General features: G+C 63.5%; 22 protein-coding genes and 1 other RNA gene. 7 read left to right on the forward strand and 16 right to left on the reverse strand.

The window, feature by feature from the left end; genetic code table 11:
• Positions 1-77: 77 nt before the first annotated feature.
• From rfaE1 to gyrA, 14 genes are all read right to left on the reverse strand, one after another.
• Complete coding sequence (rfaE1, locus tag OKW27_RS24350; RefSeq protein WP_429335118.1) at positions 78-1,085, reverse strand: D-glycero-beta-D-manno-heptose-7-phosphate kinase; 1,008 nt, start codon at positions 1,083-1,085, stop codon at positions 78-80.
• Positions 1,051-2,454, reverse strand: coding sequence for a UDP-glucose dehydrogenase family protein (locus OKW27_RS24355; protein WP_429335119.1), 1,404 nt, complete (start codon positions 2,452-2,454; stop codon positions 1,051-1,053). The genes rfaE1 and OKW27_RS24355 overlap by 35 nt, the downstream gene beginning before the upstream one ends.
• Before the next feature lie 126 nt (positions 2,455-2,580).
• Positions 2,581-3,756 (reverse strand): lipopolysaccharide assembly protein LapB, encoded by a 1,176-nt coding sequence (lapB, locus tag OKW27_RS24360; RefSeq protein WP_429335120.1) that lies wholly within the window; start codon positions 3,754-3,756, stop codon positions 2,581-2,583.
• Positions 3,757-3,825: 69 nt separating this feature from the next.
• A complete protein-coding gene (locus OKW27_RS24365; RefSeq protein WP_090801318.1) occupies positions 3,826-4,119 on the reverse strand; it encodes a LapA family protein in 294 nt (97 codons plus the stop codon).
• Between the two features lie 299 nt (positions 4,120-4,418).
• The gene (locus tag OKW27_RS24370) at positions 4,419-4,742 is read right to left on the reverse strand and encodes an integration host factor subunit beta (protein WP_006050255.1); all 324 of its coding nucleotides are present in this window, start codon (positions 4,740-4,742) and stop codon (positions 4,419-4,421) included.
• Positions 4,743-4,763: 21 nt separating this feature from the next.
• Positions 4,764-6,497 (reverse strand): 30S ribosomal protein S1, encoded by a 1,734-nt coding sequence (gene rpsA / locus OKW27_RS24375; RefSeq protein ID WP_008921410.1) that lies wholly within the window; start codon positions 6,495-6,497, stop codon positions 4,764-4,766.
• Positions 6,498-6,661: 164 nt separating this feature from the next.
• The gene (gene cmk, locus OKW27_RS24380) at positions 6,662-7,348 is read right to left on the reverse strand and encodes a (d)CMP kinase (RefSeq protein ID WP_090801320.1); all 687 of its coding nucleotides are present in this window, start codon (positions 7,346-7,348) and stop codon (positions 6,662-6,664) included.
• A 47-nt stretch (positions 7,349-7,395) separates the two neighbouring features.
• Entirely contained in the window at positions 7,396-8,700 is a 1,305-nt protein-coding gene (aroA, locus tag OKW27_RS24385) for a 3-phosphoshikimate 1-carboxyvinyltransferase (RefSeq protein WP_429335121.1), read from the reverse strand.
• Between the two features lie 18 nt (positions 8,701-8,718).
• Positions 8,719-9,660, reverse strand: a complete 942-nt coding sequence (locus OKW27_RS24390; RefSeq protein ID WP_429336591.1) for a prephenate dehydrogenase — start codon at positions 9,658-9,660, stop codon at positions 8,719-8,721.
• A gap of 61 nt (positions 9,661-9,721) precedes the next feature.
• Positions 9,722-10,843, reverse strand: coding sequence for a histidinol-phosphate transaminase (gene hisC, locus OKW27_RS24395; protein ID WP_429335122.1), 1,122 nt, complete (start codon positions 10,841-10,843; stop codon positions 9,722-9,724).
• Between the two features lie 81 nt (positions 10,844-10,924).
• Positions 10,925-12,004, reverse strand: coding sequence for a prephenate dehydratase (pheA, locus tag OKW27_RS24400; RefSeq protein ID WP_090801324.1), 1,080 nt, complete (start codon positions 12,002-12,004; stop codon positions 10,925-10,927).
• 63 nt (positions 12,005-12,067) lie between these two features.
• Positions 12,068-13,150 carry a 3-phosphoserine/phosphohydroxythreonine transaminase gene (gene serC, locus OKW27_RS24405; protein ID WP_184070725.1) on the reverse strand — a complete coding sequence of 361 codons (1,083 nt, stop codon included), beginning with the start codon at positions 13,148-13,150 and terminating at the stop codon, positions 12,068-12,070.
• 206 nt (positions 13,151-13,356) lie between these two features.
• The gene (locus OKW27_RS24410) at positions 13,357-13,962 is read right to left on the reverse strand and encodes a DUF2059 domain-containing protein (protein ID WP_090801328.1); all 606 of its coding nucleotides are present in this window, start codon (positions 13,960-13,962) and stop codon (positions 13,357-13,359) included.
• Between the two features lie 124 nt (positions 13,963-14,086).
• Entirely contained in the window at positions 14,087-16,717 is a 2,631-nt protein-coding gene (gene gyrA / locus OKW27_RS24415; protein ID WP_429335123.1) for a DNA gyrase subunit A, read from the reverse strand.
• Between the two features lie 475 nt (positions 16,718-17,192).
• On the opposite strand from gyrA, the gene ompA reads away from it, so the two are divergent.
• From ompA to OKW27_RS24440, 5 genes are all read left to right on the forward strand, one after another.
• Positions 17,193-17,840, forward strand: a complete 648-nt coding sequence (gene ompA / locus OKW27_RS24420) for an outer membrane protein OmpA (protein ID WP_090801331.1) — start codon at positions 17,193-17,195, stop codon at positions 17,838-17,840.
• 235 nt (positions 17,841-18,075) lie between these two features.
• Positions 18,076-18,774 (forward strand): bifunctional 2-polyprenyl-6-hydroxyphenol methylase/3-demethylubiquinol 3-O-methyltransferase UbiG, encoded by a 699-nt coding sequence (ubiG, locus tag OKW27_RS24425; RefSeq protein WP_090801333.1) that lies wholly within the window; start codon positions 18,076-18,078, stop codon positions 18,772-18,774.
• 41 nt (positions 18,775-18,815) lie between these two features.
• Complete coding sequence (gene gph / locus OKW27_RS24430; RefSeq protein WP_429335124.1) at positions 18,816-19,529, forward strand: phosphoglycolate phosphatase; 714 nt, start codon at positions 18,816-18,818, stop codon at positions 19,527-19,529.
• Positions 19,530-19,673: 144 nt separating this feature from the next.
• Positions 19,674-20,043: a transfer-messenger RNA gene (gene ssrA, locus OKW27_RS24435) on the forward strand.
• A gap of 303 nt (positions 20,044-20,346) precedes the next feature.
• A complete protein-coding gene (locus OKW27_RS24440) occupies positions 20,347-20,544 on the forward strand; it encodes a hypothetical protein (RefSeq protein ID WP_429336592.1) in 198 nt (65 codons plus the stop codon).
• 115 nt (positions 20,545-20,659) lie between these two features.
• On the opposite strand, the gene OKW27_RS24445 is transcribed toward OKW27_RS24440, so the two are convergent.
• Together OKW27_RS24445 and OKW27_RS24450 are read right to left on the reverse strand one after the other, a co-directional pair.
• Positions 20,660-20,926 (reverse strand): hypothetical protein, encoded by a 267-nt coding sequence (locus OKW27_RS24445; RefSeq protein ID WP_018421395.1) that lies wholly within the window; start codon positions 20,924-20,926, stop codon positions 20,660-20,662.
• A 130-nt stretch (positions 20,927-21,056) separates the two neighbouring features.
• Positions 21,057-22,136 carry a substrate-binding domain-containing protein gene (locus OKW27_RS24450; protein ID WP_429335125.1) on the reverse strand — a complete coding sequence of 360 codons (1,080 nt, stop codon included), beginning with the start codon at positions 22,134-22,136 and terminating at the stop codon, positions 21,057-21,059.
• Between the two features lie 134 nt (positions 22,137-22,270).
• Between OKW27_RS24450 and OKW27_RS24455 the strand changes: the two genes are divergently transcribed.
• Positions 22,271-22,756: an NAD(P)H-dependent oxidoreductase subunit E gene (locus OKW27_RS24455; RefSeq protein WP_090801339.1), complete on the forward strand. Its 486-nt coding sequence runs from the start codon at positions 22,271-22,273 to the stop codon at positions 22,754-22,756.
• Positions 22,753-24,327 (forward strand): formate dehydrogenase beta subunit, encoded by a 1,575-nt coding sequence (locus OKW27_RS24460; RefSeq protein ID WP_429335126.1) that lies wholly within the window; start codon positions 22,753-22,755, stop codon positions 24,325-24,327. Before OKW27_RS24455 ends, OKW27_RS24460 begins: the two co-directional genes overlap by 4 nt.
• Positions 24,328-24,338: the final 11 nt, after the last annotated feature.

Raw genomic sequence — 24,338 nt, forward strand, 5'->3', positions numbered from 1 at the left:
TGCGGTAGTGAGCTTCGTTCAGTCAACGCCGCGCGGGGTCCGCTGGTCCGTCGGACGACGGCGCCCCGCGGGCTGCATCAGGAAAAGAGTTCGTCGTAGTCGACGGTGGCGGTGCCCAGTTTGCCGACCACGATGCCGGCCGCGCGATTCGCGAGTCCGACCGCGTCAACGAGCGAAAGACCCGCGCCGAGCATCGCGGCGAGTGTCGCGATCACGGTGTCGCCCGCGCCCGACACATCATACACTTCGCGCGCAACGGCCGACGCGTGCAGGATGCCATCGTTGGAGAACAGCGTCATGCCCTCCTCCGAGCGCGTCAGCAGCAGCGCCTTGAACTGGAGCTCGGCGCGCAGCTTCGTGACGCGCGCGATCAGATCTTCCTCGGACTTCCACTGTCCGACGACCTCGCGCAATTCCGCGCGATTCGGCGTGATCAGCGTCGCGCCGCGATAGCGCTCCCAGTCGTCGCCCTTCGGATCGACGAGCACCGGTTTGCCGGCCGCGTGCGCCTTCGCGATCATTTGCGTGACGTGCGTGAGGCCGCCCTTCGCGTAGTCGGACATCAGGATCACGTCGTACGATGGCAGCAGCTCGTCGAAACGCGCGAGGCCCGCGAGCAGCACCTCGTGCGCCGGCGAGTTTTCGAAATCGACGCGCAGCAACTGTTGCTGACGCGACAGCACGCGCAGCTTGATCGTCGTCAGCAAGGCCGGATCGCGTTCCAGATGCGGCGTGACGCCGCTTTCGCCGAGCAGCTGCACGATGCGCTCGCCGGGCTCGTCATGACCGACCACGCACAAAAGACCCGCCTGCGCGCTGAGCGCGACCGCGTTGCGCGCGACGTTCGCCGCGCCGCCCAGCCGATCTTCCTGGCGCTGCACGTGCACGACCGGCACGGGCGCCTCGGGAGAAATGCGGTTGACGTCGCCGAACCAGTATCGGTCGAGCATCACGTCGCCGACCACCAGCACGCGCGCCGCGTTGAGCTGCGCGCGCGGCACGACCGTGAGCTTCTGCGCCGTCGTGGACGCGGGCGCCGCGGGCATGGCCTCAGGCATCGACCGGAAGTTCAGAGGGTTGGGCATAGGGGCGTCCAATGGCGTGGTAGTCGATACCGAGCTCGGTCATCGCGTCCGGTTCGTACAGGTTGCGGCCGTCGAAAATCAGCGGTGTCTTCAGCACCGATTTCAGATGCACGAAATCAGGACTCTTGAACTCCTTCCATTCGGTCACGATCACGAGCGCGTCGGCGCCGATCAGCGTTTCGTCCTGAGTGCTCGTGAACGTGAGACGCGCCAGCTGCTCCGGCGCAGCGTGCAGATCCATCGCGAATACGCGACGCGCCTCGGTCACGGCGACCGGATCGTACGCACGCACGTTCGCGCCGCGCGCAAGCAACTCGCCGATCACGCGACGGCTCGGCGCCTCGCGCATGTCGTCGGTATTCGGCTTGAACGCGAGACCCCACACCGCGAACGCGCGGCCGCTCAAATCCTCGCCGAGCTTCGCGGTGATCTTGTTCACGAGCACGTCCTTCTGCTGGTAGTTCACTTCCTCGACCGCCTCGAGAATCCGCAGGTTGTGGCCGCTCTCGCTCGCGGTGCGAATCAACGCCTGCACGTCCTTCGGGAAGCACGAGCCGCCATAGCCGCAGCCCGCATACAGGAAGTGATAGCCGATGCGCGGATCGGAACCGATGCCGCGGCGCACCGCTTCGATGTCGGCGCCGACCTTGTCCGCGAGATTCGACATCTCGTTCATGAACGAGATGCGCGTCGCGAGCATCGCGTTGGCCGCGTACTTGGTGAACTCGGCCGAGCGAACGTCCATGTACAGCGTGCGTTCGTGATTGCGGTTGAACGGCGCGTACAGACGCTTCATCATTTCGCGCGCCCGCACGCCCGGTTCGTCTTCGTCGATACCGATCACGATACGGTCGGGGCGCATGAAGTCGTCGACGGCCGCACCTTCCTTCAGGAACTCCGGATTCGACACGACCGAGAAGCGATACTGCGCGCTGCCGGCGAGCCCGCGTTTCGCGAGCTCTTCATTGATCACCGCGCGCACGCGCTGCGCGGTGCCGACCGGCACCGTCGATTTGTCGACGATCACCTTGAAACCATTCATCGTGCGGCCGATGTTGCGCGCGGCCTCGAGCACATATTGCAGATCGGCGGAGCCGTCTTCGTCGGGCGGCGTGCCGACCGCGATGAACTGCACGTCGCCGTGCGCGACGCTCGCGGCGACATCGGTCGAGAACGTGATGCGGCCAGCCGCGCGCGTGCGGGCGATCATCTCCTGCAAGCCCGGCTCGTGAATCGGCACGCCGCCTTTGTTGAGGATGTCGATCTTGCGCTGATCGACGTCGAGACAGAAGACGTCATTGCCGATCTCGGCGAGACACGCGCCGGTGACAAGGCCCACATAGCCGGTGCCGATAATGGTGATTTTCATACGCTTTCCGGTGGAAGGTTCCGGTAATGAATGCCGCTCATGAGGCCGGCGATAAACTCGTTGCGAAATTCGCGGAGCGGTCGCGTCGCAATGAACGCCGACGCGGCCAAAGCCGCCCGTGCGGCGTCAACTCGGCGCGGTAATCGGCTCGACGCGGCGCGGTGCATAGGTTTCCCAACCGCTGCATCCGGGGCACTGCCAGTAGAAAAGCCGCGCCCGGAAACCACAATTCTGGCACGTATAGCGTGGCAGATTCTTGGTGCGCTGGCGGATCAGTGTGTGCATCAGTTCGAGCTCGCTGCGCCGCGGCTCTTCGGCGACGGCCTGCTGCGCTTCGAGCAGACGCGTCATGCCGGCCAGATTCGGCGACTTCTGCATCTGCGTGCGCGCGAGCGCATGCGCGGCATCGACGCCGCGCAGCGACGCGACGTGCTGATACGCGACGTCGAGCAGATCGTTGCTCGGATGACGGTCGACCCACGTGGTCAGCAGATCGGCGCCCTCCTGCGCGCGACCGAGCGCTTCATACGCCTTCATGATTTTCTCTGCGACGAGCGGCAGATACGCGGGGTTCTGCTCCTCGACGCCGCGCCATTGACCGATCGCCGCTTCGGACGCACCGCCGGCCGCGTCGACGTCGCCGAACAGGATGGTCGCCCGCACGTTGGTCGGGTTCGCCTTCAGCGCGAGACCGAGCTGATGACGCGCTTCGTCCGGTTTCTTCTGCTGCAGCGCTTCCTGAGCAAGTTCGCAATGGAACTGCGCGATTTCCTTCTCGAGCGACGGTGCGCCCATCGTTTCGAGGTGACGCGCGGTATCGATCGACTTGACCCAGTCCTTCTCGATCTCGTAGATCGTCAACAGCGCGCGTTGAGCGCCGAGTGCGTAATCGCCCGCCTGCAGCGAGCGGAAGGTTTCCTCGGCACGGTCGAGCAGACCCGCTTTCAGGAAGTCCTGGCCGAGTTCGTACAGCGCGTGATCGCGCTCACTGACAGGCAGGTCCGCGCGGCTCAGCAGATTTTGATGCACGCGGATCGCTCGATCCGTTTCGCCGCGCCGGCGGAACAGATTGCCGAGCGCGAAATGCAATTCGACCGTTTCAGGGTCGAGCTTGACGACCTCGATGAATGCGTCGATCGCCTGGTCGGGCTGCTCGTTGAGCAGGAAGTTCAGACCGCGAAAATAGGACCGCGGCAGGTTCGCGCTCTCGGACAGCAGCGTCTTGAGGTCGTAGCGCGCCGCCATCCAGCCGAACGCGAATGCGACGGGTATGACCAGCAGCCACCAGAAGTCTAGATCCATGCGATTAATGCAAATGTGCGGGAAAGCGAAAACGAAAAGCCGCGCTCAGAGCGCGCGGCGCAACGGAGTTCAGATCAGCGGCGGCAGCGGCGGCTGCTCGACGACGGCTGGCGTTTCGCGCGCCACGCGCAACTCGCGCCTGAGCCGGCCATTCTCCATGCGCAGACGTACGACGGCCGGCACCGCCGACACGAGCCCCGCGAGCAAGCCGATCACGAAAAACGCGAGACCGATCAGAATCAGAGGCGCCGACCAGACGTAGCCGGCGAGGAAATTCAGCGTAGCGGGTTGCGTGTTGGAGAGCGCCAGCACCAGCAGCAGCACGAACACCAGCACACGGATCAGCCAGACGATAAATTTCATGAATAGATCTCTTGACGGCAGTTGCGGGGTGACGCCGGCTCGATGACGCGTCGCGCCACGGTGTTGCCCGCGCCGAAGTGACCCGTATTGTAATGGATGACCTCGGGGCCGGGCAGCAAGTGGCGGGATGGCGCACTTACGGGTGATTCGCGAAATGCAAAGGACCGCACCGGGAGGCGCCCTCTTCTCAAAGGATGGACGAAAAAAAAGCGCCCGAAGGCGCTTTTCCTGGTCTTTTGCCGACTGGCTTTGGCCGCTGACGCTAGCTATGCCACGCTGCAAGACGCACAGCGGAGTCATTAAAGGTCGTCATCCGGCTCTTCGGCCTTCAGCGGCTCGCCCGCGCGACGGTCCACCCGCTCGCGCAATTCCTTGCCCGGCTTGAAGTGCGGTACGTACTTCTCAGGTACCAGCACCTTCTCGCCCGACTTCGGATTGCGTCCAACGCGGGAGGGACGGCGGTTGAGCCCGAAGCTGCCGAAACCTCGAATTTCGATGCGATGACCTTTGGCAAGTGCCTCCGACATCGCATCGAGCATCGTCTTCACCGCGAAATCCGCATCCTTGAGAACAAGTTGCGGAAACCGCGTAGCCAGCTGGGCGACCAATTCCGATTTGGTCATACTGCAGCAGACCTCTCAGGCTTACTGGTTCTGGCCGTCGAGCTTGGCCTTCAGCAGCGCGCCGAGGTTCGTCGTGCCGGTAGCGGCCGCGCTCGAATCCGAAGCAGCGAGACCGCGGATGGCTTCCTGCTGCTCAGCCGAATCCTTCGCCTTGATCGACAGGTTGATGCCACGCGACTTGCGATCGATGTTGATGATCATCGCGTTGACCTTGTCGCCTTCCTTCAGCACGTTGCGAGCGTCTTCCACGCGGTCCTGGGCGATTTCCGAAGCACGCAGGTAGCCTTCGACTTCACCCGACAGCTGGACCACAGCACCCTTCGCGTCCACCGACTTGACAGTACCGTCAACGACCGAACCCTTGTCGTTCATTGCAACGTAGTTGCTGAACGGGTCGCCTTCGAGCTGCTTGATACCCAGCGAAATACGTTCCTTCTCGACGTCGATGCCGAGAACGATCGCTTCCACTTCGTCGCCCTTCTTGTACTTGCGAACGGCTTCCTCGCCGGTTTCGCTCCACGACAGATCCGACAGGTGAACCAGACCGTCGATGCCGCCCGGCAGACCGATGAACACGCCGAAGTCGGTGATCGACTTGATGGCGCCGCTGATCTTGTCGCCCTTCTTGAAGTTGCGGCTGAAGTCGTCCCACGGGTTCGGCTTGCACTGCTTCATGCCGAGGCTGATACGACGGCGGTCTTCGTCGATTTCGAGAACCATGACTTCGACTTCGTCGCCCAATTGGACAACCTTCGACGGAGCAACGTTCTTGTTGGTCCAGTCCATTTCCGACACGTGGACGAGGCCTTCGATGCCCGATTCCACTTCGACGAATGCGCCGTAGTCGGTGATGTTGGTGACCTTACCGAACAGACGCGTGCCCGACGGATAACGGCGCGAGATGCCTTCCCACGGATCGTCGCCCAATTGCTTGATACCGAGCGAAACGCGGTTCTTTTCCTGGTCGAACTTGAGGATCTTCGCGGTGACTTCCTGGCCAACCGACAGAACTTCGCTCGGGTGACGCACACGACGCCATGCGATGTCCGTGATGTGCAGCAGGCCGTCGATACCGCCGAGGTCCACGAACGCGCCGTAGTCGGTGATGTTCTTGACCACGCCTTCGACGATCGCGCCTTCCTTCAGCGTTTCGAGCAGCTTCGCGCGCTCTTCGCCTTGCGTTGCCTCGATGACAGCGCGGCGCGACAGCACGACGTTGTTACGCTTGCGGTCGAGCTTGATGACGCGGAATTCGAGCGTCTTGCCTTCGTACGGGGTGGTGTCCTTGACCGGACGCGTATCAACCAGCGAACCCGGCAGGAACGCGCGGATGCCGTTGACCATCACGGTCATACCGCCCTTGACCTTGCCCGTGATCGTGCCGGTTACGAGTTCGTTGTTGTCCAGCGCCTTTTCCAGCGACAGCCACGAAGCCAGACGCTTCGCCTTGTCACGCGACAGGATGGTGTCGCCATAGCCGTTTTCCAGCGCGTCGATCGCGACGGAAACGAAGTCGCCCGCCTGCACTTCTACCTCGCCCGCGTCGTTCAGGAATTCTTCGAGCGGGATGTAGGCTTCGGACTTCAGACCAGCGTTCACGACCACGAAGTTGTGGTCGACACGCACGACTTCCGCGGAGATCACTTCGCCAGCGCGCATGTCCTGCTTGGTCAGCGACTCTTCGAACAGAGCCGCAAAAGATTCGGTATTCGGGGTAGAGGTTTGCAGGTCGGACATAAAAATCAGAGTTTGCATGGTCTTCGCAACGCCTGGCTCACCGGACTGGTCAGCAACTGCGGCAAATACGCGAACGCCACGCGGGGTTAAAGGGTTAAAAAAACAACGCTTCGCGACCATCGCGAAGCACCTACCAACAACAGGACTGCCGCTGTCTGGCCACTACCGCATGACCGTTTCAGTTACGCATGCGGGACCAGCGCTTCATACCATTGCACCACCTGCTCGACCGCCTGGTCGACCGACAATGCGGAGGTATCAAGCAGTTTTGCATCCGCCGCGGGCTTGAGCGGCGCGGCCGCGCGCTGACTGTCACGCTCGTCGCGCTCACGCAAATCCCGGAGCAAGTCATCTATATTAGCAGAAAATCCTTTTTGGATCAATTGCTTATGCCGGCGCGTCGCGCGGGCCTCGACGCTCGCCGTCATGAACACCTTCAGCACGGCATCCTGAAAGATCACGGTGCCCATGTCGCGCCCGTCGGCGACGAGCCCCGGCTGCTTGCGAAACGCCCGCTGACGCGCCACCAGCGCGGTTCGCACCGGCGCGTGAACGGCGATCGCCGAGGCGCGGCTGCCCACTTCCTCGGCACGAATTTCGGTCGATACATCGACGCCGTCGAGTTGCGCGAGCCCCTCGCGAAACGTGATATGCAGGTCGTCGATCAGTTTGACAAGTGCGTCGACGTCGTCCGCCGCGATGCCGTAGCGCAGGCTCGCGAGTGCCGCGAGCCGGTAGAGCGCGCCGCTGTCGAGCAGGTGAAAGCCGAGGTTGGCGGCCACCATCGCGGCCACAGTGCCTTTGCCGGAGGCGCTGGGGCCGTCGATCGTAATGACGGGCGTCTGGTGAAAGGGACGGATCGGTTTCATCTAAAAATGTCGCACATCGGGCGATTCGCACGCGAATCTGGATTGCATCAGGGTTGCGCGAGCGCCGTGAAGCGCTCGAAATAATCGGGGAACGTCTTGCCGACGCACCTCGGGTCGTTGATGCGGATCGGCACACCGCCCAAGCTCACGAGCGAGAAGCACATCGCCATACGGTGGTCGTCGTAGGTGTCGATCGCGGCATTCGGGATGAGCTTTTCGGGCGGCGTGACGACGAGGAAATCCTCGCCCTCCTGCACCTTCGCGCCGACCTTGCGCAGCTCGGTCGCCATCGCGGCGATGCGGTCGGTTTCCTTGACGCGCCAGCTTGCGATGTTGCGCAGCGTGGTGGTGCCGTCCGCGAACAGCGCAGCGACCGCGATCGTCATCGCCGCGTCGGGGATCAGGTTGAAGTCCATGTCGATCGGATCGAGCTTGCCATGGTCGTTGCCGACGCCGCGCACTTCGATCCAGTCCTCGCCCATCTGCAGGTTCGCGCCCATCTTGATCAGCGCATCGGCAAAGCCGACGTCGCCCTGGATGCTCGAGCGGCCCACCCCTTCCACTCTCAGCGGGCCGCCGCCGAGCGCTCCCGCGGCGAGGAAATACGACGCCGACGACGCATCCCCCTCCACCATGATCGCGCCTGGCGACTGATAACGCTGCCCGGCTGGCACCACGAACTGGTGCCAGCCGTGACGCTCGACGTTGATGCCGAAGCGCGCCATCAGCTTGATCGTGATCTCGATGTACGGCTTCGAGATCAGCTCGCCGTCGACCTGCACGGTGGTGACGCCGCTCGCGGTGCGCAAGAGCGGCAGCGTCATCAGCAGCGAGGTCAGAAACTGGCTCGACACGTCGCCGCGCACGCGGATCGGCGCGTCGGCCGTGGTCTGGGCGGGACGGATGCGTAGCGGCGGATAGCCTTCGTTCTGTTCGTAGTCGATCTTCGCGCCGATCTGGCGCAGGCCGTCGACGAGATCGCCGATCGGCCGCTCGTGCATGCGCGGCACGCCGTGGATCCGGTAGTCGCCGCCGTTCACGGAGAGGGCCGCGGTCAGCGGACGCACCGCCGTACCCGCGTTGCCGAGGAACAGGTCGGCCGTTCGCGCGGTGAACGCGCCGCGCGTGCCGGTCACGACGCAGGTGTCACCGTCGCGCTTCAGACGTACGCCAAGCTCTTCGAGCGCGGCGAGCATCACGCGGGTGTCATCGGAATTGAGCAGGTTCGTGATCGTCGTCTCGCCTTCGGCGAGCGCGGCGAGCAGCAGCACGCGGTTCGAGATGCTCTTCGAGCCGGGCAGACGAATCGTGCCGGACGCACGGGAAAAAGGTCCGAGATCGAGGAATTCCATGATGTGTCCAGTTTCCGGTTATTTGGACGCGTCGCTGGCGGCCACGCCACCCGCGCGCTGCTCCTGCCACTGACTGCGCGCGACGCGCGAGCGCGCGAACACCGCTTCGAGCGCGGCGCCGTCGCCGGCCTCGATCGCCGTGCGCAGGCGCGCGAGCACCGCGGTATACGCGTCGAGTTCGTCGAGCAGCGCCGCGCGATTGGCGACGCAGACGTCGCGCCACATCTCCGGACTCGACGCGGCGATGCGCGTGAAGTCGCGGAATCCGCCCGCCGCGAACGAGAACTTCAAAGCGGCGTCGGGCGAACTGAGGATTTGTTCGACGAGCGCGAACGACAGCACGTGCGGTAGATGACTGACCGACGCGAACACGCGGTCGTGCTGCTGCGGCGTCATGTCCCGCACCAAGGCGCCGGTGGCGCGCCACATCGCCGCGACGCGCTCGACCGCTTCCGGCGCGTTCTCCGGCAGCGGGCACAGCACGACGTTGCGGTTCACATACAGATCGGGCAGCGCGGCGTCGACGCCGCTCGACTCGCGGCCGGCGATCGGATGGCCCGGCACGAACTGGCCGATCCGTGCACCGAGCGCCGCGCGCGCGGCGGCAACCACGTCGGACTTGGTGCTGCCCGCATCGGTGACGATCGTGTTGGCGTCGAGATGCAGCGCGATGCGTTCGAGTAGCGGCTGTGTCTGCGCGACCGGCGCCGCGAGCAGCACGAAGTCCGCGCCCGCTAGCGCGTCGCGCAGCGCGGCGTCGTCGGTGAGCGCCGCAGCGCCGTCGATCACCCCGAGCGCCAACGCGCGCTCGCTCGACGCGGACGTCCGTCCCACCCCAACCACCGTGCGTGCCCCGCCGGCCTCGCCGCGTTCGCGCAACGCGCGCGCGAGCGATCCGCCGATCAGGCCGACACCGAAAATCACCAGCTTGTTAAAAGAAAACGCGGCCACGTCGCTCACACAATACGGACAATAAGCGCGCCGCTCCTGCCGGCCGACGCGCGGGATCAAGGAGCAATGCTTACGCAGCGGCAGGCTCGGCAAGCGTCTTTTCGAGCGCCGCGAGGAACGCTCCGTTTTCCTCCGGCAGGCCGATCGTGATGCGTAGCCATTGCGGCAAACCGTAGTTGCCGACCGGTCGCACGATCACAGCCTGTTTCAGCAGCGCGAGATTCACCCGGGCGCCGGCTTCGTCGTCACCGCCGACGCGCACGAGCACGAAGTTACCTTCGGACGGCACGTATTCGAGACCGAGCTTGTCGAACGCCTCGGTCAGAAGCTTATAGCCCTGCGCGTTCAGCGCTGCGCTCTGTTCCAGAAATGCGCTGTCGTTCAGTGCCGCAATCGCCGCGGCCTGCGCGAGCGTATTGACGTTAAACGGCTGACGCAGTCGATTCAGCAGATCGGTCAAGCCGGGCTGCGCGATCGCGAAGCCGATACGCAGGCCCGCCAGGCCGAACGCCTTCGAGAAAGTGCGCGACACTAGCAGGTTCGGATAGCGGCGCACCCAGTCGATCGAGTTATAGCGCTTGTCCGCCGACAGATACTCGGTGTACGCCTCGTCGAGCACGACGACCACATGGCGCGGCACTTTGCCGAGAAACGCCTCGAGCGTCGGACCGTCGACGAACGTACCGGTCGGATTGTTCGGATTGGCGACGAACACGAGACGCGTGTCGTCGTCGATCGCGGCAAGCATCGCGTCGAGGTCGTGACCATAGTGCACGGCCGGCACGACGATCGCGCGCGCGCCGACGCCTTGCGTTGCGAGCGCATAGACCGCGAACGAATACTCCGAGAACACTACCGCCTGGCCCTTCTCGACGAACGCGTGCGCGGCGAGTTCGAGGATGTCATTGCTGCCGTTGCCGAGCGTGATCCACTCGGCCGGCACGCCGTAGCGCGCGGCGAGCGCCGCCTTCAGTTCGAAACCGTTCGAGTCCGGATAGCGGCCGAGGTCGGCGATCGCCTGCGCCATCGCGCGCTGCGCGGATTCCGGCATGCCGAGCGGATTCTCGTTCGATGCCAGCTTCACGATGCTCGCCTCGTCGAGACCAAACTCGCGGGCCACTTCCGAAATCGGCTTGCCGGCGATGTACGGCGCGATCGCACGCACATAGGAAGGGCCGAAAGACGCTGTCATGAAAATCTCCGAACGACGATGGATAGTGAAATATGCGTTCGGGCAGTGCACTTGGCGCCGCCCGGACGGCGCTGCCAGCCCTTACCGGGCGCGCGGATACGAGCCGAGTATTTTCAGGAACGCGGCCTTCTCGCCGAGCCCGGCGAGCGCGGCGGCCACGGCCGGGTCGTCGCGATGGCCTTCGACATCGATATAGAAGTAGTACTCCCACGTGCCGACGCGCGCCGGGCGCGATTCGAAACGCGTCATCGACACGCCGTGGCGCGCCAACGGCTCGAGCAGCTTGACCATCGCACCCGGTTCGTTCACGACCGACACAATCAGCGAGGTCTGGTCGTAGCCGCTCGGACCGGTCGGCTGCTTGCCGATCATCACGAAGCGTGTGCGGTTGTGCGGATCGTCCTGGATCAGCGCGTTGGTGACCTGCAGGCCGTAGTGGATCGCGGCGCGGTCGCCGGCGATGGCCGCGACGGTCGGATCTTCGGCTGCCATCCGTGCAGCTTCCGCGTTGCTCGACACCGCCTGGCGCTCGAGATGCGGCGCGTTGGTCGACAGCCAGCGCTGGCACTGCGCGAGCGCCTGGGCGTGCGCGCACACGCGCGTAACGCCGGCGAGCCCGTTTTGCGTGAGCAGGTTGTGATGAATCGGCAATGCGAGTTCGCCGCCGATGGTCAGCTGCGTTTGCAGCAGCAGATCCAGCGTGCGCGACACCGCGCCTTCGGTCGAATTCTCGACCGGCACGACGCCGTAGTCGGCGGCGCCCGCCTCGACCGAGCGGAACACTTCATCGATCGACGGGCACGGCAGCCCTTCGATCGACTGACCGAAGTACTCATGCATCGCCTGTTCGCTATAGGTGCCGACGGGCCCGAGGTACGCGGCCTTGATGGTCTTTTCGAGCGCGCGGCTTGCGGCCATGATCTCGCGCCAGATCGCGCCGATGTGTTCGTCCGCAAGCGGCCCCGCGCTCATCTCCTGCAGGCGCGCGATCACCTGCATCTCGCGCTCGGGTCGGAACACCGGTGCGTTGAAATGCTTCTTGACCTCCCCGACTTCGAGCGCGACCGACGCGCGCTGGTTCAGGAGCGCGATCAACTGCGCGTCGAGCGCGTCGATGCGATCGCGCAGAGGTTTGAGTCGTGTATTGAGTTCGTCGTCCATGCGTAAAACGGCTTTGCCGGGTAACTGCTGGAAAAGATGCGCACGCCTGCCGGTCAGTGTGACTCAGGCACTGCGCTGTTCGAATTCCTTCATGTATTCGACAAGCGCTTTGACGCCTTCGAGCGGGACGGCGTTATAAATCGACGCCCGCATGCCGCCGACGGACTTGTGGCCCTTTAGCTGCACCAATCCCCGCGCTTTCGCGCCGGACAGGAAATCTTCGTTGCGCGACTCGTCGGCGAGGAAGAACGGTACGTTCATCCGGGAGCGCGAGCCACGCTCGACCTTGTTCAGATAGAAGCTGCTCGAGTCGATCGTGTCGTACAGCAGCTTCGATTTTTCGAGGTTGCGTGCCTCCATCGCCAGGAGGCCGCCCTGCTTCTTCAACCACTTGAACACGAGCCCGGCAATATAGATCGCGTAGGTGGGCGGAGTGTTGTACATCGAATTGTTCTCGGCGACGGTCTTCCATTCGAACGCCGACGGGCAGATCGGCATCGCGCGATCGAGCATGTCCTCACGCACGATCACGACCGTCACGCCGGCCATGCCGATGTTCTTCTGCGCACCGCCGAATAGCACGCCGTATTTGGCGATGTCCATCGGGCGCGACAGGATATGCGACGACGCATCCGCGACGAGCGGAGTATCGCCGAGGTCGGGAATCTCGAAGGTTTCGACGCCGTGAATGGTCTCGTTGGTGCACAAGTGCACGTAAGCCGGATCGTCCGACAGCTGCCATTCCGAGCGCGCCGGCGCGCGGGTGAAGCCCTCGGCTGTCTTGCCGGTCGCGGCGAGATGCACGCTGCCGTATTTCTGCGCTTCCTTGAACGATTTCTCCGACCACGAGCCGGTGATGACGAAATCCGCGCGCGGTTTCGAGCCGAGCAGGTTCATCGGCACGATCGCGTTTTCGCCGAGTCCGCCGCCCTGCAGAAACAGGATGCGGTGGCTTGCCGGCACCTGCAGCAACTCGCGCAAATCGGTCAGCGCTTCCTCGTGGATCAACATGAATTCCTTGCCGCGATGGCTCATTTCCATCACGCTCATACCACTGCCTTGCCAATTCAGCATCTCGTCGGCTGCCTGGCGCAGCACTTCTTCGGGCATGGCCGCTGGGCCGGCGGAGAAATTAAAGACGCGCATGTGAGGTCCTGGAAGCGGGCGCGAAATAACGAAGTCGCGCGGGAATCGGCGAAAAGAACTGCGAAATGGCTCGCCGAAAAAGAAAATGGTCGTCTGCGCCAGTGCGCAAACGACCATTATCGCATTGTCGCCGCCAACCCGCCACGCCGGGTGGCCCAGTGGGCGCGACGACAGGCCGGCTGATCAGCGCAGCCTGCGAGCGGAATTTACTTGGCAGCCGGCTTGACCGATGCGACTTCCTTGTCGGCCTGCTCACGCGTTGCCTTGATCGATTCCGGCATGTACTTCTGCATCAGACCGTTCACGACGTCGCGGCCAACCTGGTCTTGCACCTGGATGAACTTGCGACCGGTCGGGCTCTTGTAGAACGTGGTCAGATCCTTGATTTCCGACGTGCTGTAGTACTTTGCGTACGCGTCGTACTGAGATTGCATCGCGTCCTGACGGAAAGAGTCGGTCGCGAACACCTGGCCCGCGCTGTCCACCAGCTTCGGCACCGCGTTCTTTTGCAGCGTCGGCACGGCGGCCTGCTTCTGCTTGTCCGTCATCGTCTTGTTCTCGGTCAGCGCGTCCGACAGGATTGCCGGAACGAGCTGCTTGGCCTGCATCTGCGCGCTGTTGCCGATTGCGCCAACCAGCTTCTGCGCATCGATGGCGTCGAGCAGCTCCTTGATGGCAGCTTGCTTGGCCGGATCAACCGGTGCTGCTGCGGCAGCCGGAGCCGCAGGCGCCTGGTTCTGCAGCGCTTGAGCCATGGCGAAGGTCGGCACGATGGCAGCCAGCAACATCAGTTGTTTGAATCGTTTTTGCATCACTACTCCCTAAGAGAAATTAACTTGAACTGCACGCCACACGGGAAAGCGTACCGGCCCGATACGCGGTGACCCGCAGCGTAGCTTCAACGTATTAACTGAGACTGAAAGCCGCTGGCACGGATCAAGCCGCGCCGCCGCCCTCACCGCCGTTATCACCTTCAGCGGAGCCGTCGGAATCGCTTTCCGACTCGCCCTCGGCCTCCGCTACCTGTTGCAGACCGGACAGCTTGGTCCCTTCGTCAAGGCTGATGAGTGTAACACCTTGCGTTGCGCGTCCCATTTCGCGAATTTCCGACACGCGCGTGCGAATCAGCACGCCCGTCGTGGTAATCAGCATGATCTGCGCTTCCGGGTCCACCAGCGTCGCGGCAACGACCTTGCCGTTACGCTCCGACGTCTGGATTGCGATCATGCCCTTCGTGCCGCGGCCGTGACGCGTGTACTCGGTGATTGGGGTGCGCTTGCCGTAGCCGTTCTCGGTTGCGGTGAGCACCGACTGCTGCTCGTCGTCGGCCACCAGCAACGCGATCACGTTCTGGCCGTCCTCGAGTTGCATGCCGCGCACGCCGCGCGCCTCGCGGCCCATTGGACGCACGTCGTTTTCGTCGAAGCGCACCGCCTTGCCCGAATCCGAGAACAGCATCACGTCGTGCTGGCCGTCGGTGATCGCGGCGCCGATCAGGTAATCGCCCTCATCGAGACCGACCGCAATAATACCCTTGCGCAACGGCCGGCTAAATGCTTCCAGCGGCGTCTTTTTTACCGTTCCCAACGCGGTCGCCATGAACACGAACTTGTCGGCCGAGAACTCCTTGACCGGCAGCACGACCGTGATCTTTTCGCCTTCTTGCAGCGGGAACATATTGACGATCGGCCGGCCGCGCGAATTGCGCGAACCCTGCGGCACTTCGTAGACCTTGACCCAGTACACCCGGCCGCGGTTCGAGAAGCACAGGATGTGGTCGTGCGTATTGGCAATGAACAGCGTGTCGATCCAGTCGTCTTCCTTCATGGAAGTGGCCTGCTTGCCACGACCACCGCGCTTCTGGGCTCGATATTCGGACAACGGTTGCGATTTCACGTAGCCCGCGTGCGACATCGTCACGACCATTTCCTGCGGCGTGATCAGGTCTTCGGTGTTCAGCTCGGTCGCGTTCAACTCGATCTTCGAGCGACGCGCATCGCCGAATTCGGCCTTGATGGACGTGAGTTCGTCGACGATGATCGCCGAAATGCGTTCCGGGCGAGCCAGAATGTCCAGCAGGTCAGCGATCTGCGCCATCACGTCGCGGTATTCGCCGATGATCTTGTCTTGCTCGAGACCGGTCAGTCGCTGCAGGCGCATCTGCAGGATTTCCTGCGCCTGCGTATCGGACAGACGGTAAAGGCCGTCGGTCTGCATGCCGAACGACGGGTTCAGTCCCTCCGGACGATAAGCTTCGCGACCGCCCGCCGACGCGTTTTCCGACTCGGCGCGTGACAGCATTTCGCGCACGAGCGACGAATCCCACGCGCGCGACATCAGCTCCTGCTTGGCGATCGGCGGTGTCGGCGCGGCCTTGATGAGCGCGATGAATTCGTCGATGTTCGCGAGCGCAACCGCGAGACCTTCGAGCACGTGACCACGTTCGCGCGCCTTGCGCAGTTCGTAGACGGTGCGCCGCGTCAGCACTTCCCGGCGATGCGACAGGAAGCACGTCAGCATTTCCTTCACATTCAGGAGCTTCGGCTGGCCGTCGACGAGCGCGACCATGTTCATACCGAACGTGTCCTGAAGCTGGGTCGCCTTGTACAGATTGTTCAGCACAACCTCGGGCACTTCGCCGCGCTTCAGCTCGATCACGACGCGCATCCCGCTCTTGTCGGATTCGTCGCGGATGTCGGAAATGCCTTCGAGCTTCTTCTCGTTGACGAGCTCGGCGATGCGCTCGAGCAGCGAGCGCTTGTTCACCTGATAGGGCAGCTCGTCGACAATGATCGCCATGCGCTGGCCACGGTCGATTTCCTCGAAGTGCGTCAGCGCGCGCATCACGACGCGGCCGCGGCCGGTGCGATAGCCGTCGCGCACGCCGGCCACGCCGTAGATGATGCCGGCGGTCGGGAAGTCGGGCGCGGGGATGATCTCGATCAGCTCGTCGATCGTCGCTTCCGGGTTCTTCAGCAGATGCTGACACGCGTCGACGACTTCATTGAGGTTGTGCGGCGGGATATTGGTCGCCATGCCGACCGCGATGCCGGACGAACCATTGATCAGCAGATTAGGGATGCGCGCGGGCAGGATGGCCGGCTCGTTCTCGCTGCCGTCGTAGTTCGGCACGAAGTCGACCGTTTCCTTGTCGATGTCGGCCAGCAGTTCGTGGCCGATCTTCGCCATGCGGATTTCGGTGTAACGCATCGCCGCGGCATTGTCGCCGTCGACGGAACCGAAGTTCCCCTGGCCGTCGACGAGCATGTAGCGCAGCGAGAAGTCCTGCGCCATCCGTACGATCGTGTCGTAGACAGCAGTGTCGCCGTGCGGATGGTATTTACCGATGACGTCGCCGACGATACGCGCCGACTTCTTGTAGGCGCGGTTCCAGTCGTTGTTCAGCTCGTGCATCGCGAACAGCACGCGCCGGTGCACCGGCTTCAGGCCATCGCGGACATCGGGAAGCGCTCGCCCTACGATCACGCTCATCGCGTAATCGAGATACGAACGGCGCATTTCCTCCTCAAGGGAGATTGGCAGAGTCTCTTTGGCGAATTGATCCATTATCCGTATCTTTTACGTGCGAAGGCGGGGTTTCGCCGCTTCTTCGCGTAAGCATTGCAGGCGCAACGCATCACGCGATTCTAACATGCCACGAATCCACGCCCGACGAAGGTACGTATACATATTAGAGGGCCACCCGCCAACACCTCGCCGATCGCACAATTTCAGTCTCGTCAGGCTCGATTCCTGCATGGGACCAATTCGCCGCTCAGCCAGAGCCGGCGGACCGCTCAGACGAAAACATTTGTTGCGCATGCACCACAATTGGAGGGGGATTTGATCGGGGGCGGATTTTTTTTTCGTCGGAAGGGAACGATATGGCAAAATGCCAACGCACAAAGAGTCAGACACTGCTCGAAGTCTACACAAACGGTTTTTGTTCCGCACCAATGTTATACTTCGAGCAATGTATGACTGGTCTTCGTCAACAGGCTCGCAGTAAACCTGCGGTAATCTCAATTTCGAGAGGAGAAATATGAATAAACTTTCAAAGCTCGCGTTCATTGCAGCTACCGCAGTTATGGCTGCATCCGCCATGGCGCAGTCGGTGCCGGCGTCGCGACAAGCTACCAACGACAACTGGGTGAATGGTACTGGCGAATACGTGTGGATGAACGGCACGAACGAGCTTTGCTGGCGCGATGCATTCTGGACGCCCGCAACGGCTAACGCCAAGTGCGACGGCGCTCTGGTTGCTCAGGCTCCGACCCCGCCGGCACCGGTCCCTCCGCCTCCGGCTATCTCCAGCGAAAAGATTACGTATCAAGCTGATGCGCTGTTCGACTTCGACAAGGCAATCCTGAAGCCGGCCGGCAAGGAACGTCTGAGCGAACTGGCATCGAAGATCCAGGGCATCAACCTCGAAGTCGTCGTCGCTACGGGCCACACCGACCGTATCGGTTCCGTCGCCTACAACGACCGTCTGTCGCTGCGTCGTGCTCAAGCTGTGAAGGCCTTCCTGGTCAGCAAGGGCGTCGAAGCCAACCGTATCTACACGGAAGGCAAGGGTCCGCGCAACCCGGTTACCACCGGTTGCAACCAGAAGAACCGCAAGCAACTCATCGCCTGCCTCGCACCGGACCGCCGCGTGGAAGTCGAAGTTGTCGGTACGCCGAAGCAGTAAGCTGGAAAATTACCGCAGTATCGAAAGCCCCGCTTCGGCGGGGCTTTTTTTATGCGCGGGTACCGCGGCCTGGCGTGATGCGCGACGCAGGAGGGTCCCGCTCAGCTACCAGCGGCTCGCAGCTTGCATCAGCGCCCGCTACCCGACGCGCTTTTGCCGCTCTTTCTCTCGCCCTATATACTCAGGGTTTATCCTCGAGCGTCCGCTCACCGCTTTCATCGAGGCAGCCTTCACCATGACCAACGCCGATCCTCACGAACTACAGAAATTCAGCGACCTCGCGCATCGTTGGTGGGACCCGAACGCCGAATTCAAGCCGCTGCACGAACTGAATCCGATTCGTCTAAGCTGGATCGACGCCCACGCCCATCTCGCCGGCAAAAATGTGCTCGATATCGGCTGCGGCGGCGGCATCCTGTCGGAATCGATGGCAGGTTTGGGCGCTCATGTGAAGGGCATCGATCTGTCGACGCAGGCACTCGGTGTCGCCGATCTTCACAGTCTTGAAAGCGGTGTAACCGTCGATTACGAAGAAATCGCGGCTGAGGCGCTGGCCGCACGCGAACCGGGCACCTATGACGTGGTCACCTGCATGGAAATGCTCGAGCACGTGCCCAGGCCGGCCGCGATCGTCGAGGCCTGCAAGAATCTTGTGAAGCCGGGCGGCTGGGTGTTTTTCTCCACGCTGAACCGCAATGTCAAGTCGTATCTGTTCGCGGTGATCGGCGCCGAATACATCGCGCGAATGCTGCCGATGGGCACGCACGACTACGCGCGCTTCATCCGCCCGTCGGAGCTCGCCGGCTTCGTGCGCGCCGCCGAACTGCGCACGGCGGACATCAAGGGCATCGTGTACAACCCGCTCAGCAAGCTTTTCGCGCTGTCGTCCGACACGAGCGTCAACTATATGCTCGCCTGTCGCCGCGACGCCTGAATTACCCGAACCGCCCCGATCCGCCGTATCCAAAACGAACAATGAGCGACCCGACTCCCCTGCCGCAACGCGAAGACAACGACGACACGCTCGGCTTTTGCCTCGCCGTGCTTTTCGACCTCGACGGCACGCTTGCCGACACGGCGCCCGACCTCGCGGCCGCCGTCAACAAGATGCGCCACGACCGGGGGCTCAAGATGGTGCCGCTCGAGAAGCTGCGCCCGCTGGCTTCAGCCGGAGCGCGCGGACTAATCTGCGGGGCGTTCGGCATCGGGCCCGATCATCACGAATTCGCATCGATGCGCGAGGAGTTTCTCGCGAACTACGAAGCAGATCTGTGCATCGAGACGACGCTCTTTCCGGGTATCGCGGAAGTGCTCGACGAACTCGACGCGCGCGGCGTGCGCTGGGGCATCGTCACGAACAAGGTCGCGCGGCTCACCGAGCCGCTCGTCGCGCAACTCGGGCTCGAGGAGCGCGCCGGCTGCGTGGTGAGCGGCGACACGACCCCGCATTCGAAGCCGCACCCCGCGCCGTTGCTGCACGCGGCGCGTGAGCTGGACATCGCGCCGGAGCGCGTCGTCTATATCGGCGACGATCTGCGCGACGTGCAGGCCGGTTTTGCCGCCGGCATGAAGACCGTCGCCGCGGCGTACGGCTATTGCGGCAACGACATTCCGCCGACCCGGTGGCACGCGCAACACGTCGTAGAATCGACGGCCGAGTTGCAAACCCTGCTGCGCGAGATCGGCTGACAAAGTCAGACAGATCGGCTGAAGGGCCCGTCCCGCACTCCTGTTAGCCATGTTGCACCATTCAGCAGCCACCAAAGACGCACGACGCGGCCCTCGATCTATTGTAAAATCTCCTTTGGCTCACATATGTGAGCAACGAACCGCGGGGGCGACCTGGTTTCGACAGGGGTTGCGAAGCGGCTAGGGCATGTCGAGGACCCGTCACCTCGTTAATCAATGGGAAAAACGTAACTGCAAACGACGATACGTTCGCACTGGCAGCCTAAGGGCCGCCGTCCTCTGCCTAGTTCACTGACGGGCTAGTGTCGCAAGACCGGTAGCAATACCGACAGAGGTCATATACGTCAGTTAAGCCTTGGCGGCGTCACGACGTCCGGGTCGAAAATTTAGTGAATCGCCGTAGCGCAGCGTGTTCGTCCGCGTCGCTGCGGTTAAATCAAAAGACAGAACTAAACATGTAGAACTGGTCGTAGAGGACTTCTGGACGCGGGTTCGATTCCCGCCGCCTCCACCAAATACCTGGAACGTTCGCGATGAACGGCCCCAAAAAACCCCGGTAGCGTAACGCTGCCGGGGTTTTTTATTTTCGGCACCGTCCGCGACGCTTTGCGGGCCGGCCACACGTCTCCCCTTCACTCAGCGGGGACGCACAACACGCCCCGGTAAATCCGCGGCCGCTGCCTATACTCGTAGCTCGAAGCGAGTCGTCACTCGTCAACCACGCCGCCAAAACAGGAGCCTGCGTCATGCGCAAGACCATCGCTCTGCTGGCCCCGCTCGCACTCGCCGTGCTACACGCCGGTGCCTTCCGCCCAAACTGTCCGACGACCGCTTCGTCACCGCTGACGGCATGACGCTCTACACGTTCGACAAGGACGCCACGCCCGGCGTCAGCGCCTGCACCGGCGGCTGCATGAGCAACTGGCCGGCAGCGACGGCGGCGCCGACCGACAAGCCGTCGGGCGATGCAAAGGGGGACGGCTTCAAGGAAATCTGGCACATCGCCAGGCCATAAGAATCCACTCCGGCCGGCAACTGGGCCGCCATCGCCCCCGCCACAAAGCACAACGCCGACCCAAGGGCCGGCGTTGCGTCAAACCTCGAAGCTCGAGCGAAGCCCGAGCCAATTCTTATTCGTCTTTCGGGCACTGCAGATTGCAGCCATTCGGATCGCCCATATCGCCGCGCTTGCGCGCCTGCGAACGTCGGCCGTGCTGATACTTGTCCGACGGGGCGGACGCGGCGAACGGCATCTGCGGATGCTCGTTAATGCGGAATTCGTCGGTCAGGATGCCACCCGGCACGCCAGGCGAATTTTGCGCGTAAGCGACGGAGACGGTGGCACAGAGCACACCAGCCGCGGCAGCGGCGGCACATGCATGGAGAAGAGCTTTCATGTCGGTTCAGCGCGGCTTGGCGCGCGGTAAAGGCGGATACGAAGCCAAGAGAGTAGCCGAAACCGGCGCGCTGCGCAGCCGCGCACGCCGAGCGCCACCGCTTTTCTGGTTACAGGCTCTTACTCCGCCGTTACGCGAGCGCGCCGCCGAGCCCTTCGTCCAGATCGACGAGCCTGCCGCAGTCGCACGGATCGTAGCCGGCGAGCTGCTCGACGCGTTGATGAAACGCGCTGCCGCGCAACAGGTTGATCACCGTCGCGAGCGGCGCGCGACAGAGGTGCGCGCGATCGCACGCGAAGTAATAGTCCTCGTCGACGATCGGAATGAAGTCGAGCCCGAAATGATGCGCGGCCGGTTCGACGCCGAAGCCTATGTCCGCCATGCCGCTCGCGACGAACGCCGCGATCGCCGAGTGCGTCAGCTCGGTCGACGCATAGCCGTTGACGCGGTCCGGGTCCACACCGACCTGTCGCAGCGCGAGATCGAGCACCATCCGCGTACCCGAGCCCGGCTGGCGGTTGACGAAACGGATGTCGTCGCGCGCCAGATCGCCGAGCCCGCCGATCCGCTTCGGATTGCCCTTGCCGATGAACAGACCCTGCTTACGTCGGGTCAGATGCACGAGCACATGGCGTTGCGGATCGAGCCAGCGCCGGTAGGTATCGGCGCACACCGCGCGGAACTCGCCGAGCGGCAGATGAAAGCCCGCCAGATCGCACTCGCCGCGCGCGAGCGCACTAACCGCCTCGGCGCTGTCGCGGTACTTGATCTCGACCGGCAGATCGTTGGCGACCAGCGCCGTGACAAGCGCGGCCACCGCGTAACCGTGCGACGCGTGGATGCGCACGTCATCGGCGGGGGGCGCAAGCCAGCGGTTCAGATCGCTCGCCACTTCGCTCGCGAGCGCCTGCAAATTGCCGTCGAGCCGCTCGCCGCAGAGCCGCTGCCCGCGCAGCACCGCGTGACCGAGGTCGGACAACACCGAGCCGCGCCCACGCTCTTTCGCGATCAGAGGACCACCAAACCGCTCCTCAATGCTGCGCAGCAAGCCCCATGCGTGCCGATAGGACAAACCCTTAAGCGCCGCGGCCTGCGCAATGCTGCCAGATTCATCGACGAGCGCGAGCAGCGGCACCACGTCAGACAGGCTGGCCTCGCGGCCATCCGCGCCCTTCACCACCAGCTCGACCTGACATTCGATCCTGACCATATATGCTTGACCGTTTCCTATTGCGCGCGCCGGTCGGCCCGCCTATCTTTCGGCTATACCATATCGAATAAGCGAAGCATACGTGCATGCATTATGAATAACAAGTGCATATATCGCTTCGGAGGAGCCCCCCTTTGGACGATTCTCTCGCCACGGCGCCGGATCAGCTCGTGCAACGTCACGCGCAGCCGGGCCGCACACTCATCACGATCCTGCACGCGATCCAGGACGAACTCGGCTTTGTGCCACCCGCGGCGGTCGGACCGCTCGCCCGCGCGCTGAACCTGTCGCGAGCGGAAGTGCACGGCGTCATCACTTACTACCATCACTTTCGCACCTCGCCTGCAGCGCCCGTCACGGTGCAGCTGTGCCGCGCCGAAGCGTGCCGCAGCATGGGCACCGAGGCGCTTGCCCAGCACATCGAGGCGCACACCGGATGCCGCTTCGACGCCGGTCACGATGACGGCGCAACGGTGGAACTCGAATCGGTGTACTGCCTCGGCCAATGCGCGCTGTCGCCGGCGATGATGCTCAACGGCACGCTGCACGCGCGCGTGTCGCCGCAAAAATTCGACGCGCTGTTCGCCGCTGCCCGCAAATGCGTGGAGGTGCCGGCATGACGCGCATCTATGTTCCGCGAGATTCGTCGGCGCTCGCGCTCGGCGCCGATGCGCTGGCCGAAGCCATCGCCAGCGAAGCCGCGCGCCGCGGCATTGCGATCGAACTGATCCGCAACGGTTCGCGCGGGTTGCTGTGGCTCGAACCGCTCGTCGAAGTTGCGACGCCCGAAGGCCGCATCGGCTATGCGAATGTCGACGTGGAAGACGTCGCCGCGTTGTTCGACGCGGGCTTTGTCGAGGGCGGCGAGCATGCGCGGCGCGTCGGCGTGGTCGACGAGATTCCGTATCTGAAGAAGCAGCAGCGCCTGACCTTCGCGCGGATCGGCATCACCGACCCGCTGTCCATCGACGATTACGTCGCGCACGGCGGCCTCGAAGGCCTACGCAACGCCCTGCAAACCGACGGCGATGCCGCCTGCGAAGCGCTGATCGAATCCGGTCTGCGCGGCCGCGGCGGCGCGGCCTTCCCGGCCGGCATCAAGTGGCGCACGGTGCGCGGCGCGAAAGCCGCGCAGAAGTACGTCGTCTGCAATGCCGACGAAGGCGATTCCGGCACCTTCTCCGATCGTCTCGTGATGGAAAGCGATCCGTACGTGCTCATCGAAGGCATGATCATCGCCGGCGTCGTGACCGGCGCGACCGTCGGCTACATCTATGTGCGCAGCGAATACCCGCACTCGATCGCGACGCTCGAAGCTGCCATCGCCCGTGCGCGCACAGCCGGCTGGCTCGGCGACAGCGTGCTCTCGAGCGGGCAGCGTTTCGAGCTGTTCGTCGCGAAAGGCGCGGGCTCGTATGTGTGCGGCGAGGAAACCGCGATGCTGGAATCGCTCGAAGGCAAGCGCGGCATCGTCCGCGCAAAGCCGCCGGTGCCCGCACTCGTGGGTCTCTATGGCCAGCCCACCGTGATCAACAACGCGATCACGCTCGCCACCGTGCCGATCATCTTCGCGCGCGGCGCCGCGTTCTATAAAGACTTCGGCATGGGCCGCTCGCGTGGCACGCTGCCGTTCCAACTGGCCGGCAACATCAAGCGAGGCGGCCTCGTCGAACTCGCGTTCGGCGTGACCTTGCGCCAACTGCTCGACGACTTCGGCGGCGGCACCGCGAGCGGCCGGCCGGCGCGCGCGGTGCAGGTCGGCGGTCCGCTTGGCACCTATCTGCCGCCAAGCCAGTGGGACATTCCGATGGACTACGAGGCGTATGCGGCAGTCGGCGCGGTGATCGGCCACGGCGGTCTCGTCGTGCATGACGACACCTCGAATCTTGCCGAGCTCGCGCAATACGCGATGCACTTCTGCGCGCTCGAATCGTGCGGCAAATGCACACCGTGCCGGATCGGCTCGACGCGCGGCGTCGAGGTGATCACGCGGATTCGCAACGGCGACACGTCGACGCGTCAGGTGCAATTGCTGCGCGATCTGTGCGACACGATGGTAGCCGGCTCGCTGTGCGCGATGGGCGGCATGACGCCGTATCCGGTGCTGTCCGCGCTCGATCATTTCCCTGAAGACTTCGGTCTCGCCGCCGATCCCACTGCCGACCACGCCACCAAAGCGGCCGCGGCCTGACTCCAGGAGTT

Origin of the sequence: Paraburkholderia sp. 35.1 (genome assembly GCF_050436525.1) — a bacterium.
Taxonomy (GTDB): domain Bacteria; phylum Pseudomonadota; class Gammaproteobacteria; order Burkholderiales; family Burkholderiaceae; genus Paraburkholderia; species Paraburkholderia tuberum.